Annotated in this window: 12 protein-coding genes and 2 pseudogenes; 10 read left to right on the forward strand and 4 right to left on the reverse strand. The window is 38.0% G+C overall.

Going from position 1 to position 14,494, the window contains the following annotated elements:
- Positions 1-110 precede the first annotated feature (110 nt).
- From ACSC9N_RS01130 to ACSC9N_RS01140, 3 genes are all read left to right on the forward strand, one after another.
- Entirely contained in the window at positions 111-920 is an 810-nt protein-coding gene (locus ACSC9N_RS01130) for a restriction endonuclease subunit S (protein WP_131230780.1), read from the forward strand.
- Between the two features lie 90 nt (positions 921-1,010).
- The gene (locus ACSC9N_RS01135; RefSeq protein ID WP_058951574.1) at positions 1,011-1,637 is read left to right on the forward strand and encodes a hypothetical protein; all 627 of its coding nucleotides are present in this window, start codon (positions 1,011-1,013) and stop codon (positions 1,635-1,637) included.
- Positions 1,638-1,646: 9 nt separating this feature from the next.
- Positions 1,647-2,471: a hypothetical protein gene (locus ACSC9N_RS01140; RefSeq protein ID WP_058951575.1), complete on the forward strand. Its 825-nt coding sequence runs from the start codon at positions 1,647-1,649 to the stop codon at positions 2,469-2,471.
- 376 nt (positions 2,472-2,847) lie between these two features.
- Here the strand turns inward: ACSC9N_RS01140 and ACSC9N_RS01145 are convergent, their stop codons facing one another.
- Complete coding sequence (locus ACSC9N_RS01145) at positions 2,848-4,266, reverse strand: aspartate ammonia-lyase (RefSeq protein ID WP_058951576.1); 1,419 nt, start codon at positions 4,264-4,266, stop codon at positions 2,848-2,850.
- Positions 4,267-4,400: 134 nt separating this feature from the next.
- Here ACSC9N_RS01145 and ACSC9N_RS01150 point away from each other — a divergent pair, with 134 nt between their 5' ends.
- A complete protein-coding gene (locus ACSC9N_RS01150) occupies positions 4,401-5,291 on the forward strand; it encodes a LysR substrate-binding domain-containing protein (protein WP_058951577.1) in 891 nt (296 codons plus the stop codon).
- 134 nt (positions 5,292-5,425) lie between these two features.
- On the opposite strand, the gene ACSC9N_RS01155 is transcribed toward ACSC9N_RS01150, so the two are convergent.
- A complete protein-coding gene (locus tag ACSC9N_RS01155; protein WP_058951578.1) occupies positions 5,426-6,724 on the reverse strand; it encodes a dicarboxylate/amino acid:cation symporter in 1,299 nt (432 codons plus the stop codon).
- Positions 6,725-7,617: 893 nt separating this feature from the next.
- On the opposite strand from ACSC9N_RS01155, the gene ACSC9N_RS01160 reads away from it, so the two are divergent.
- The 4 genes from ACSC9N_RS01160 (at position 7,618) to ahpC (ending at position 11,112) form a co-directional block, all read left to right on the forward strand.
- Positions 7,618-8,610 carry a DUF1852 domain-containing protein gene (locus tag ACSC9N_RS01160; protein WP_058951580.1) on the forward strand — a complete coding sequence of 331 codons (993 nt, stop codon included), beginning with the start codon at positions 7,618-7,620 and terminating at the stop codon, positions 8,608-8,610.
- 36 nt (positions 8,611-8,646) lie between these two features.
- Positions 8,647-9,693 carry a methionine synthase gene (locus ACSC9N_RS01165; protein ID WP_058951581.1) on the forward strand — a complete coding sequence of 349 codons (1,047 nt, stop codon included), beginning with the start codon at positions 8,647-8,649 and terminating at the stop codon, positions 9,691-9,693.
- Between the two features lie 85 nt (positions 9,694-9,778).
- Positions 9,779-10,270: a flavin reductase gene (locus ACSC9N_RS01170; protein WP_058951582.1), complete on the forward strand. Its 492-nt coding sequence runs from the start codon at positions 9,779-9,781 to the stop codon at positions 10,268-10,270.
- Positions 10,271-10,548: 278 nt separating this feature from the next.
- Positions 10,549-11,112 carry an alkyl hydroperoxide reductase subunit C gene (ahpC, locus tag ACSC9N_RS01175; RefSeq protein ID WP_004691631.1) on the forward strand — a complete coding sequence of 188 codons (564 nt, stop codon included), beginning with the start codon at positions 10,549-10,551 and terminating at the stop codon, positions 11,110-11,112.
- Between the two features lie 97 nt (positions 11,113-11,209).
- Here ahpC and ACSC9N_RS01180 read toward each other — a convergent pair.
- Positions 11,210-11,430, reverse strand: a pseudogene (locus tag ACSC9N_RS01180) (LysR substrate-binding domain-containing protein); the annotation flags it as partial.
- 163 nt (positions 11,431-11,593) lie between these two features.
- Positions 11,594-11,797, reverse strand: a pseudogene (locus ACSC9N_RS01185) (hydrolase); the annotation flags it as partial.
- Positions 11,798-11,898: 101 nt separating this feature from the next.
- Between ACSC9N_RS01185 and ACSC9N_RS01190 the strand changes: the two are divergent.
- Both ACSC9N_RS01190 and ACSC9N_RS01195 read left to right on the forward strand, forming a co-directional pair.
- Positions 11,899-12,780, forward strand: a complete 882-nt coding sequence (locus ACSC9N_RS01190; protein ID WP_058951583.1) for a pirin family protein — start codon at positions 11,899-11,901, stop codon at positions 12,778-12,780.
- A 414-nt stretch (positions 12,781-13,194) separates the two neighbouring features.
- A complete protein-coding gene (locus ACSC9N_RS01195; protein WP_178928517.1) occupies positions 13,195-14,493 on the forward strand; it encodes an FAD-dependent oxidoreductase in 1,299 nt (432 codons plus the stop codon).
- Position 14,494: the final 1 nt, after the last annotated feature.

A 14,494-nucleotide genomic window follows, 5' to 3' on the forward strand; every position in this document is an offset into this window, starting at 1 on the left:
TATGAAGAGAAAAACATTTCTAATGGCTTTGTTGCACAAAGATTTCATAACTATATGATTTTAAAAGTTTTGATTATTTTTTGATCCAAAATTAAATCTATTTAAATCAGATGCTTACATATTTATGCAACAAAGCCTATCTGATTGAAAAAATAATTGCCAATAATAATCGTATTAATCTTGAGCTAGAGAATAAAGCGAGGCTATTATTTGATTATTGGTTTATACAGTTTGATTTCCCTGATGGTGAAAATGAGCAATATAAATCTTCAGGTGGAGAAATGGTTCATAACCAAATATTGAATAGAAAAATCCCTGAAAACTGGTCTGTTAAAGAATTATCAGATATCGCAAATATAACCATGGGGCAATCTCCTGAAGGTTCTTCGTATAATAATGAAGGTAATGGAGCAATATTTTTCCAAGGTTCTACAGATTTCGGTTGGTTATTTCCATCTGTTCGTCAATTTACAACGGCTCCATCTAGGATGGCCAAAAAGGGCGATATCCTGTTAAGTGTACGTGCACCAGTCGGGGACATGAATATAGCGAATACTGATTGTTGTATTGGTCGAGGCTTAGCTGCACTGAATAGTAAAGATGGATTTGATGGGTTTCTTTTTTATGTGATGAAATACTTTAAACAGGTATTTGATAGAAGAAACTCAGAAGGAACAACTTTTGGCTCAATTACGAAAAATGACTTATATTCCCTAAAGTTAGCTTATCCTCCAAAAGAGCTTATAGAAAAATACGATAATATCGTTTCAAAATACAATGAGATGATCTTTATTAGAAGTATGGAAAACCAAAAGTTAGAAGAGTTACGAGATTGGCTCTTACCTATGCTGATGAATGGTCAGATTTCTATTCGAGATGCGGAAGAGCATATGGCTAAAAATTTTGAGCAAAACGAATAAAGTGTTAATGCGTCAAGTTGTGTCTCTTCACGCTATGAAATGGGATGAAAATTAAGCACAATAGACTTTGATTGCAGATGGAGATTTAGCATGAAACATCTATTACATATAGTTTTGACTGCTATTTCCATCGCCTTAGCAGGCTTAATCTTTCTGATTTCTCATGAAGAAACAGTTTGGTTGAAGTGGGAGTGGGTCAAGTATCTAATCTCACTTTTACTTAGCCATGAAAATCTTAGATTTAGTGAAAAATTTATAACTGAGTCAATTACATATGTTGTCTATGTAATTTATCTGATAGCTTTGCTGTTTCTTTCATTTTTTTCGATTAAATTTAGTTTAAAGTATTTAGATCAGGATGTTATAGAGAGAAAAAAAGTAAAAGAATTTGAGCAGGCAAATGACTTTTATCTTCCAATTTATTTAGGTTATGCATTTGTTGCCATTAGTTTACCTACATTGAAGTCATTCATACTTTTCTTTGTATTAATGCTAATCGTCCTAGCTAGGACTCGATTTTTTTACTTTAATCCAATCTTTTTAGTATTGGGATATAAATTTTATTTTATAAAACATATAGATGATTCAAAAGTTTTGGTAATTTCTAAGAAAGAAATAAAAACTATTGATGAGCTTTTTGAAGATAGTAATGGTGATATGCGAAGTTATATTGCTCTTACAAAAGTGAACGAGTATACATTTTTAATTTTAGACTAAGGGGTGGTAATGAATTTTCTGTATTCACGTAATAATGCGAAGTTTCATGTCGTTTTGTCTGGTCAAAACTGTCCTAATTTTTATGCTGGTTTATTACCGACTACTTTAAATACTATTTCTTACACACCAACAGCGATAGCCCGAAATGGTGATTGGTTTAAAGTGGACTTAAACACGTTGACTGATGTAACAAACCCTATTCTAGAATTAGAAAGAAAAGTAAATACCTCATTGCCGACCATCAGTGCTGTTCAGTATAAAGATATTAAGTATTTAATTTTTAAGCGTCAGAGCGATGATTTTTACTATATCCAAAAAGTTTTGCCTAGCGCAAAAATTTATAGAAAGACTTTAAGTTTTTCAAATCAGCCTGAAGTGTTGGATAATCCTATTGTCGTTTTGACCGATTCTCCAGATGCAATTTTTGATAAAAATACGGGGCATTTATATTTTAAAAGCTTAAGTGCCATGAATAGTATTTTTAAAGGATTAAACACCCTTTATAGAGCAGCGACAACCGCAGAAGTAACACAATTTTTTCAATTGGGCAGTTTATTAGCTGTTGATCCCTCATACACTGAAGACAAAGTGGGGATTCCAAATCGTAAGAATATCGCTAAAGCATTAGATACTTACAATTCATATAGCCCTCAAGTTCAAAATAGCTTACATAGCTATATTCAAACCTTGGGCTTACCTACAGATGCAAATGGTAAATACACGATTACAGACGAAGAGTCCTTGAAGAATTTTGTATATGCCATCCAAGAGCGTTTCTACACAACACAGGCTTCCACAGAAAAGCGTTTAGCTCAGGCTTATGTTCCAGTTTAGTATATTTGTTTTTTCATAGCTTGCGAATTAACACTAAATTTCAGTGTAATAAAAAAGTGTAAATTTTTAAGCAATTTCTCATTGAATTTTTACAAAATACATTACATAATGATATAAGTTAATGAAATATATGTATTAATATTATTTTGGTGTGTATATCCATTTTAGACTATACAATAACTAAATATTGTATGAAGTGAAAAAGAACTTGATTTATATCAAGTTCTTTTTTTATGACTCGGAAAACTTTGTATTTAAAAAAGAACTTTATGGCATCAAAATGTTCAGCTAGTACGAGTCACATAGCATACTTTTCTTTTCTATAAAAAAGGACCTCTGATGAGATCCCTTTTTAAAAAGACGAAATGCTAATAAATTATGATAAAGATTGCTGAGGATGAACCATATTTTTGATCGATAGCACATCAGCCAAAATTTGATCAGACAATAGGTTTTCAGCTTTAATTAAAGCCAATACACTTTGACCAGTTTCATTCGCTTGTTTTGCAATACGAGTCGTTGTTTCATAACCCAAATATGGGTTGAGTGCAGTAATAATGCCGATTGAATTATCTACATTTGCCTGACAGTGTTCAGTATTGGCACGGATGTTTTCAATACATTTATGTTGGAACATTTGCATAGCTTTACTTAACAAATCGATCGATTCGAACAGTTTAAAAGCAATTAACGGCTCCATCGCATTGAGCTGTAACTGACCTGCTTCGGCCGCCAAAGTAATGGCCAAATCATTTGCAATCACTTGAAAACACACTAAATTCATTGCTTCTGGAATAACAGGGTTCACTTTGCCAGGCATAATTGAGCTGCCTGGTTGACGCGGTTCCAAATGGATTTCATTCAGACCAGTACGAGGGCCACTAGACAGCAAGCGCAGGTCATTGGCAATTTTTGAGAGTTTAGTCGCGGTACGTTTTAAGAAGCTCGATAATAAAACGAAATCCCCCATATCTGAGGTTGCTTCGATTAAATCAGGTGAACTGCTGATCTGCTTTTGCGTAATTTCAGACAATGCTGCGATGGCATATTCACGATACTTAACTTCGGTATTGATCCCTGTTCCAATTGCTGTTCCACCCAAATTTACAACACTTAAAGCAGACGGCATGATGTCATTAAGCTTGTTTAAATCATTTTGTAAGGTATTTGCAAATGCGCCAAATTCTTGACCTAAGGTCATTGGAACGGCATCTTGCAATTGGGTTCGGCCCATTTTTAAGATATGTGAAAACTCATCTGACTTGTTCTTAAAACTTTGAATTAAATTTTGAAACGGGCCGTTCAATTGCTCTATTGCAAAAATTAAACCTACTTTAATTGCCGTTGGATAAACATCATTGGTTGACTGAGACATATTAATATCATTATTTGGATGTAAATATTGATATTCGCCTTTTAAATGATCTAAATGTTCTAAGCCAATATTAGCCAGTACTTCATTGATATTCATATTGGTGGACGTTCCAGCACCACCTTGAATCATATCAATTGGAAATTGGTCATGATATTTATAATTAATAATTTGTTCACATGCATATTGAATGGCATTGTATTTATTTTCTTCAAGTTTATTGAGTTTAAAATTGGCTTCTGCGCATGCAGCTTTAACCATTGCAAGGGCATTAATAAAAACAGGGAATTGATTGAGTTTATTTGGGCTTAAATTAAAGTTCTCTAAAGCTCTTAAAGTTTGTACGCCATAATAGCAATGAGCAGGAATTTCTTTATATCCTAATAAATCCTTTTCAACGCGTGTGTTAATCTTAATGTTCATTTAAATAGACTCTAATCTCGAATAAATCAATATTAAAGTGCGAACGGTTTTTTTTCTAATGTAAAAATATATTACTACATGCATTTTTTGCATAATAGATTATAATTGATCAAAGGATGAGTGAAGAATGAGTTATGACTTTAGAAATTCGATGGATTGAAGATTTACTTGCGTTAGAGCAAGAAAAATCGATATCTCAAGCAGCAGCTCTACGACATGTCACGCAGTCTGCCTTTACGCGCAGAATTCAGAATATTGAAAACTCATTGGGTTTCCAAATTTTGAAAAGATATAGTAAAAATATTGATTTCACAGAAGCAGGGCAAGTTTTACTGGCTTCGGCAAAAAACATACAAAATCAACTAACTACAACAATAAAGTATTTAGAAAAGAATGTGAAACATGATGAGTTAACCGTCAAGTTTGCAGTGTCACACTCGCTCATTACCCAGTTTTTCCCCCGCTTTATTCAGGAGTTAGCGATGGATATGACGGACTTAAAATTGGAAATTATTGCCTCAAATTTCAAACAGGGGATGCGCTTATTAAAAGATGGCTCGTGTGATTTTTTAATCAGTTATTGTGATCAAAAAACATTAGAACAATTCGATCGTTCTTTGTTCGAATTTTATAAAATTGTTGAAATGGAAATCCTCCCTGTGACAGCCTTAGATCATGACGGGACTGCCAAATATTCACTCGATCAGTCTTTTCCTTTGTTGTCTTATAGTAAACAAGCATATTTAAGAAACTGTGTGGATGAAGCGATTGAAAATAAGTTGGATTATAGAACTTTATATGAGACGGATAATGCAGGTGATTTAAAAGAGTTGGTATTGCAAGGTTTAGGTGTGGCATGGCTGCCGAAATTATTGGTTGAAAGAGAGATTCAAGAAAATAAATTAAAAGTACTGGACGGTAAGCAGTACTATTTATTCCAAGATGTCTATCTGGTTAAGCGTGAAATGTCATTTTCAAATCGAATTGATTATATTTGGAATATTTTAATTCAGAAAAATAAATAATTGGATTTTATGGATTATTTTATTTAATCATTGTGAGATATATTTTAATAATAAATAAGGTGATTTTATGAATAGTAAATAAAGGACTTTACTTACTATTTAAAAATCACCTTTTATTTTCTCTATAAATAATTCTAACTGTTATCGGCCAATTGGTTTGCAGGAGGAAGGTTGTTCACCATGATGCCTTCTTGCTCCGTAAACTCATCTTTATTGCCCTCAGTGCGTGCAATCACGGCCGTTGCAATACTATTTCCAATCACATTGGTTGCCGTACGGCCCATATCTAAAAACTGATCAATCGCTAAAATTAATAGAATACCGGCTTCAGGAAGTTGGAACATAGCCAGAGTGGAGGCAATCACCACAATAGATGCTCGTGAAACACCTGCAATCCCTTTACTCGTAATCATGAGGGTAAAGAGTATGAGTGCTTGCTGGGAAAAACTTAAATCAATGTTGTAGGCTTGTGCAATAAATAACACAGCAAATGCCATATACATCATCGAGCCGTCGAGGTTGAAAGAATAACCTAAAGGGAGCACGAAACTGGTAATGCGTTTAGGCACACCGAATTTCTCCAAAGCTTCCATGGTTTTTGGATAAGCCGATTCGCTACTTGCGGTCGCAAATGCCAACATGGAGGGTTCACGCACGATTCGCATCAATTTAAAAATATCTTTTTTCAAGAAGATATAGCCGAAAGCAATCAGGAGAGTCCAAAGCAGCAGTAATCCTACATAGAACTGTCCAATGAAAATACTATAATCGATAATCAGCTTAGGGCCTTGGATGGTAATCGCGGAGGCAATGGCTGCAAAAACGGCGATAGGGGCAAATGCCATGACATAATCTGTAATTCGGAACATGACCTTGCAGAGTTCATCAATAATTTTACCAATGACGGTCACTTCACTTTGATGTTGCACATAGGCAAGTGCAGAACCAAAGAAAATTGAGAAAACCAAAATCTGTAATATCTCATTATTGGCCATGGCTTCAGCAAAACTACGCGGGAAAATATGCGTAATGAAGCTTTCTAAGCTCAGACTTGTCGCACTGACACCGATATCAACTGCTGTTTGAGGAACGGTGAGATTCATTCCAGCGCCGGGCTGGAATAAATTGGCTAAGCCCATGCCCAGTAAAAGTGAAATAAATGATGCACCAATGAACCAACTCATGGCTTTTAAGGTAATTGATCCCAGAGATGAGGATTTTCCCATCGAGAGCAGACCAGAAACGATTGTTGCAAACACTAAGGGTGCAATAATCATTTTAATTAATCTTAAGAATACATTGGTCACAATTTTAAAATAGGCTGCAAGTTCTGTGGTTTGTGCAGTTGTTAAAGTGCTATGAAAAGCCCAACCAATCAGTATTCCTGAGATCATGGCAATCAGAATATATTTCAGTAGTTTCTTCTGCTTCATACTTATCGTTCCTTCTTTAATCTTCTTTTCATCAACTTTTGGCCTGATGTAGCAAGGCATTGATGACATTCCATGTTGATCAATTTATAGAGGCATTGCTTTAGGTATTGAGTGCTAAATCATCGATTGGGGATTTAACTGTGGCAAGTGTTACTTTTTTTAAAAAAACGACAATGCAATTTTTAATTCAGTTATGCAAAAAATGCATTAGATGATTCTTTAGTTTTATTTGATATAGGTGAGCTGTTTTTAATATAACGACCGAATGTTTGTTTTTTTAATTCTGATTGGTGATAGGAAAGATATTAAATTTCTTGATTCTGTGAGGAAGAGCCAAGGTCAGAAAGAGGAGCCAAAGTTAATAAATACAAGAACTCAAAACCAAGCTTGCACTCTTAATTTTCCCACAGACAAAACCATTGAATTGCCTGTTTTATCTAATATTTTAATAATCATCCCATGACTTTAAGTTGCTGATTTAAAAAGATAATTAAAATAAAGATGTAGCGTGTTGATGACGTTGATTGAGCAATATCATGACTTTTCACAACTCACGCACAAGGGCTTAATGTTTTCATTCTTTCCTTTCGTACATCCACAAAAATTATCCACGCATAATTCATTGTTAAAGTGACAGAATTTCTAAACATGAATTTAGTTCACTTTGGTGTGAGATTAAATCATTTTTATTCATGTGATCATTCAGGTATAAATTAAACCACGCTCTTAACGATAGATCATATTCATCGTTGCTTCTTAGCCTGATGCTCAGAAAAATCTGAGAAGGTTGGAAAGACGATTTGCTAGAAAGATCCAAAAAGAAAATTGGACCCTCTAGAAAGAGCATGAAAGAAATTCAGTTTTATCGCAGAAATATAGGGTAACAGATCGCCATGAGTACAGAGTTTGCATGTTCAATTAAACGCATTCGTTTTGATGAAAACTATCAACCAGCAGATAACACACGTCTAACGACGAACTTTGCTAACTTGGCGCGTGGTGAAAGCCGTGAGCAGAACCTACGTAATACACTTCGTATGATTAACAATCGTTTCAATGCCTTAGCACAAACAGATAACCCGAATGGTGATCGTTATTCGCTTGAAATCGATATTATTTCTGCAAATTTAGACATTGAGGGAAATGGTCAAACTTTCCCAATCATTGAAATGCTGAAAAGCACGATTAATGATCATTATACCCATCAACGTATTGAAGGCATGATTGGCAATAGCTTCTCGTCTTATGTACGTGACTACGATTTTAGCGTGGTGCTGAAAGAACATAATAAAGAGAATTCGACGTCGTATGCGCCTGAAGGTTTTGGTGATCTACATGGCAAACTGTATCAATACTTGGTGAACTCAGAGACTTTTAAAGCAGAGTTTAATCAACAGCCTGTGATTTGTTTGAGTGTTTCAACAGCGAAGAAGTATCACCGTACTACCAATGAGCATCCTGTGTTAGGCGTTGAGTATAAACAAGATGAATATTCACGTACCGATGAGTATTTCCATAAAATGGGCTTACAGGTTCGCTTCTTTATGCCGAAAGGGAGCGCTGCACCTTTAGCATTCTATTTTGCGGGTGATTTACTGCGTGATTACACCGATCTTGAATTGATCAGTGTGATTAGCACCATGGAAACTTTCCAAAAGATTTATCGCCCTGAAATTTATAATGCAAATTCATCAGCAGCTCAAGTCTATCAAGCCAGCCTAGAGTACCCAGATTACTCATTAACGCGAATCGTCTATGACCGCGTTGAACGTGGTCAGCTCGCGGTCAAGCAAGGTAAATGGACAGAAGAAAACTTTATCAAGCCGTATCAAGACATCCTTGAAAAATGGGCTGCGAATTACACCGTAAACAGCAACGCTGCTTAATTTACCTGAAACAGAATATTGAAATAGAGATTTAAAATGGCCATTTTATTACCAACATCAACTGCGGGCAGTTTACCGAAACCTTCTTGGCTTGCTGAGCCTGAGAAACTTTGGTCACCTTGGAAACTCGAAGGTGAGGCATTACTCGAAGCGAAACAAGATGCTTTACGTTTGTCATTGCAAGAACAACTCCATGCAGGCATTGATATCGTTAGTGATGGCGAACAAACCCGCCAACATTTTGTGACGACGTTTATTGAACATCTGGATGGCGTTGATTTTGAGAAACGCGAAACGGTGCGTATCCGTAATCGTTATGATGCGAGTGTGCCGTCTGTAGTCGGTGCAGTAAGCCGTCAAAAGCCTGTTTTTATTGAAGATGCTAAGTTTTTACGTAGCCAAACAAATCAGCCGATCAAGTGGGCATTACCTGGCCCGATGACCATGATTGATACGCTGTATGATGGTCACTATAAAAGCCGTGAAAAACTGGCTTGGGAATTTGCCAAGATCCTGAATCAAGAAGCACGTGAGTTAGAAGCTGCGGGCGTGGATATCATTCAGTTCGATGAACCTGCATTTAATGTGTTCTTTGATGAAGTGAATGACTGGGGTGTTGCAACGCTTGAACGAGCACTTGAAGGTCTGAAATGTGAAACTGCGGTTCATATTTGCTATGGCTACGGCATTAAAGCCAATACCGATTGGAAAAAGACCTTGGGTTCAGAGTGGCGTCAATACGAAGAAGCATTCCCTAAACTGCAACAATCTAAAGTTGATATCATCTCACTCGAATGTCAAAACTCGCGTGTACCAATGGATCTGATTGAACTGATTCGCGGTAAAAAAGTCATGGTCGGTGCGATTGATGTTGCAACCAACACCGTTGAAACACCAGAAGAAGTTGCGAATACACTACGTAAGGCGCTTCAGTTTGTCGATGCAGATAAACTCTATCCTTCGACCAACTGTGGCATGGCACCTTTAGCACGTGAAGTGGCACGTGGTAAGCTGAATGCGTTAAGCGCAGGTGCAGAAATTATTCGTAAAGAACTTTCGGCTTCATACGCAGCAAGCGCGTGATGTGAGAGGGCTATCTATTTGATCAGAAATGGGTAGCTCGTATTCCATTTAAAAGCATGTGTCCGTTCTACTGAGGAATAAAATGATGATTGAAGCAACAGACTTTAGAGATGCAATGTCTTTGTTAACCAGTGCCGTGAGTGTCGTAACTACGGCAGGCATGGCTGATCGTCATGGATTCACAGCATCTGCCGTATGCAGTGTGACGGATACACCACCGACATTATTGGTCTGTATGAATAAAGCATCGCGTTCACATGCACATTTTGTCGACAATAAAATTTTATCGGTGAATGTGTTAGGTGCACAACATCAGCATATTTCGAATGTCTTTGCATCTAAAATGACGTCTGAAGAGCGTTTCAAACATGGTGTGTGGACAGAGCTAGAAACGGGCGCACCTGTTTTAAAGGATGCTTTGGTCAATTTTGATTGTGAAATTGAGGATATTCAAGAAGTGGGAACACATACGGTTTTTATGTGCCGTATTGTTGCGATTCAACAAAGCCAACATGAGCAAAGTTTGGTTTATTTTAATCGTGCTTATCATCAGGTGGGGCTGACCGAAACGGCTTAATTTCACTTTTTATTGAACATCAAAGCTTTGAAAGGCCCTTCCAAATCATAGATTTTCCACTGCTTGACTCTAGATTTGACTGTATTAGCTCGATTTGAAAAATGGAAAGGTTTTCATTTAGACCACAAGATGGTGAAAATCGGGCAACAGTGTCGGGAAATAATGAATCTAAAAATCCGATAAAAATAATAAAAACTTACTGTTTTACCAATTTTTGGTTTGTGCGTATTCTTGCTTCATCACTTAAGCACTCTCACAAATCTTTTGAGGACGAATACATGAGTTTAATCAATACTGAAGTTAAGGCGTTTAATGCAACAGCTTACCAAAATGGTGAATTCATTGAGTTGTCTGAGCAAAACTTGAAAGGCACATGGTCTGTCGTATTTTTCTATCCTGCTGATTTCACCTTTGTGTGTCCAACAGAATTGGGCGACTTAGCCGATCACTATGCTGAGTTTAAAAAACTCGGTGTGGAAATTTACGGCGTATCGACCGATACCCACTTTACCCATAAAGCATGGCACGACACTTCAGATGTGATTGGTAAAATTCAGTATCCCTTGATTGGCGATCCAACTTGGACTTTGTCTAAAAACTTTGATGTGCTGATTGAAACAGAAGGTCTAGCAGACCGTGGTACTTTTGTGATTGATCCTGAAGGTAAAATCCAAATTATTGAAATTAATGCCGGCGGTATTGGTCGCGATGCGTCTGAACTATTACGCAAAGTGAAAGCAGCACAATATGTGCATGCGCACCCAGGCGAAGTATGTCCTGCAAAATGGAAAGAAGGTGAAGCAACGCTTGCGCCGTCAATCGACTTGGTTGGTAAAATCTAAGTCAACCTCGATGGTTGCATTGTGCTAAGTCATGAGCATGATACCTGTAAAAAATCAGCCCAAGTGGCTGATTTTTTTATGTGAGTTCTTTTCGGTTCTAGAGATGGTAACCCTTGCTGGTGCTGGCAAAGTCTCTTAAACCTTGGATCAAATACTCAATCAGTTTCTCCATGACCAAACGTTGTCCTTTACGTGAAGCATAGACCAACTGTACGCTTCCAATATTGGAACACCAGTCGGGCAAAATTGAACTAGGCGACCTGAAGCAATATCTGCCTCTACCGTTAAGTAAGGCAGGTTGGCAATGCCGAGTCCATCCACAGTCAAAATAATAATAGTCGTCAAATGAATGCATGATGGATTCAAGCCTGTATTGATTTGTGACAGAAAGCAGTCTGCGATGGATGATCTGATACTGTTTGATTTCTAACGATTGCACACGACAAAAAGCGATCCTACGATCGCTTTTACTGAGGTCTGATTATTTTTGAGCAGTATTTTTGCTATAGCTTTGAATCGGGTTTTTATAGTCTGGAATATGCGCTGCAAAGAGTGAACCGAGGCCTTCAATATCATTAAGCCAGTCGCGGTGTAATTCACATGCGGCACCAAACCATGACATCAACTGCGCATCTGCCTGATATATACGATCCCATACTGCATCACGTGTGATGGGATTAATTGTCCTATTTTTGTGATTCTGTGTACTAGTGCAGCGCTATAAGAGGGCTGAGGAAAAGGGTAGTATAGATTGCATATTCATCCTATCGAGATAGGCGCTCCAAGATGAAAAAAGTAATTGGTGTTTATCGTAATCAAGACATGCATTGGGTGGGTGATGGTTTTCCTGTCAAAAACCTCTTTTCATATGACCGCTTAGGACAAGCAATTAGTCCGTTTCTACTTTTGGACTATGCGGCACCTTACAAATTTGATCCAACCACATCGCAACGTGGTGTGGGTTCACACCCGCATCGTGGCTTTGAAACAGTCACCATCGCCTATAGTGGTGAAGTGACGCACAAAGACTCTAGCGGCGGCGGTGGTACCATCAATACTGGCGATGTACAGTGGATGACTGCGGGTTCAGGTGTGGTACATGAAGAGTTTCATTCCCCAGCCTTTGCTGAGCATGGTGGTCTGTTTGAAATGGTACAACTTTGGGTGAATTTGCCAGCCAAAGATAAAATGACCACACCGCGTTATCAAGCCTTGACCGTGGCGGATATCCCGCGCATCGAAATGGATGATAATGCTGGACACATACGCGTGATTGCGGGGGAGTTTGGTGGTCATCATGGCCCTGCTCAAACGTATAGTCCCGTCAATGTTTGGGATGGTGAATTAAAAGCAGAGTACGAAACTTTTATCCATGTGCCTATCACGCATAACACGATTGTGGTGGTGCTCAGTGGTGAAGTGTTGATTAATGGCACGCAAAAAGTGGTGGATAGTTCCATTGTGATGTTTGCTCAAGATGGCGAATCTGCAATTCAACTACAAGCGCTGCAAGACACTAAGTTCTTGGTGTTGACTGGTGAACCACTAAATGAGCCAATTCAAGGTTATGGTCCATTTGTGATGAATAGCAAAGCGGAAATTGTGCAAGCTTTTGACGATTTTAATCGTGGCAAGTTTGGTGAAATCCCCGTTGCTGTGGTGGACTAAAATCTTGTCGCTAAAAAGAAGAAATCCCTACTCGGTCAAGGGTAGGGATTTTTTAGGCGCTGTAGTCTTCTTGTTTTGCATAGTTGGTCATGAATTATTATGTGATGTAATTATCTTTTTTATGCGAGGCGCATATTAGCGCTTTTTCGCTAGTTTGTAAAACAGATGTTATAAAAATAGTTAATTTATATACTTTGTTTTTAAAGGGTTTATCTTTTTATTTAAAATAAAATGCATAAAAAACCTGTGTTTATTTAAGTGGCTTTTTAGTGTAATGAAATGTAATTTAAGCAAATATCGTCCTACCAGTGCGGCACATGAAAAAATGTGATTCTGGTATTTTTTAATAGCCCTATTTTTTCGACATTGGGTCATAATTTCAGTCAATATAAGTCAGACTGACGGATCATAATTTTGGATATTGCAGTTATTGGTAGCGGCATGGCCGGTCTTGCTACCGCAAGAATTCTAAAGGATGCTGGGCATAATATTACTATTTTCGAAGCACTGACTGGGCGAGGGATGGATAGCCACAGTACAGAGTTTGAAGGTGGTCTGATTGATGCTCCGTTACGTGTCATGAACCCACACTTATGGAAAAACACCTTAAGTCTTGCGACTTATTTAGGCATCAAAACGTATCCAGTACGCACCTACATGGCATGTAGTTGGTTGTTTGAAGACCGTACAGAAACATGGTTAACCACTACCCGTAGCCGCATTGGCAATTTCCCAATTATCAATAACCGTAAAGGCCTACAGCAGTATGGATGGCGTTTGGTTAAAGGTATGTTGCAGCTTAAAACCGCGATTGCTAAATTCTTCAAATCTAAAGATCAAGACATTACTTTGGCTGAATTTATCAACCAGCATGACATTGAAGAAGTATTTTGGCATGGCGCAGTCATGCCTGTGCTCTACACCATCTGTACCTGTAATCCAAAAACCATTGGCGAATGGCCAGCGAAACCGCTGTTGATCTTTTTACGTCAGTTGACGGATGGCGATGCTTTATTGCGTATACAAGGGGGAACACCTGCCTTGGTCGATAAATTGATTGAAAACATCAATATCCAAAGCGGATCGGCTATTAGCAAAGTCACTGAACAAGGTGACAAGGTTTTGGTTGAAAATAATAAGGGCGAACAGCAACTGTTTGACCGTGTGGTGGTGGCAACGCCAACCACAAAAATTGAAGAGTTTTTAGATCCTGTTCAGTTTGCAGATGATATTGCGCTGTTAAAGCAGTTTCGTTTTGAGCAAGGTCAGCTGGTGATCCATACTGATCCTTCCGTGATGCCGCCTAAGCGTAAAGACTGGTCGGTGCTGAGCTATATGATGGACCGTAAGTTTATCCGTCAACAGTTCACGGTTTGGCTCAATTCAGTCGAACCGAGTCTGGTTGGTAAAAATGCCGTGTTTCAAACGTGGCAGCCTGTGACCGAGATTGACCCGAAAAAAGTAATTTCAACTGTAACTTTGACCCGTGCGGTGGTGGACTCGCAAACGGTGGCTTTGAATAAAGAGTTACAACAACGCCATAAGAGTGCTAACCGAAAAGTCTTCTTCTGTGGTTCATGGTCGTGCGATGGTCTGCCTATCTTAGAGTCTGCCGTCACTTCAGCAATGCATATTGCAGAAATTTTCGGTGCGCCATTGCCGTTTGTTGGATTAAAACCTAAAGTTGAGGTTGCCCCACAACTCGGCTACTAAA

Source organism: Acinetobacter sp. PC34 (genome assembly GCF_051789135.1).
In the GTDB taxonomy this organism is placed as follows: Bacteria; Pseudomonadota; Gammaproteobacteria; order Pseudomonadales; family Moraxellaceae; genus Acinetobacter; species Acinetobacter johnsonii.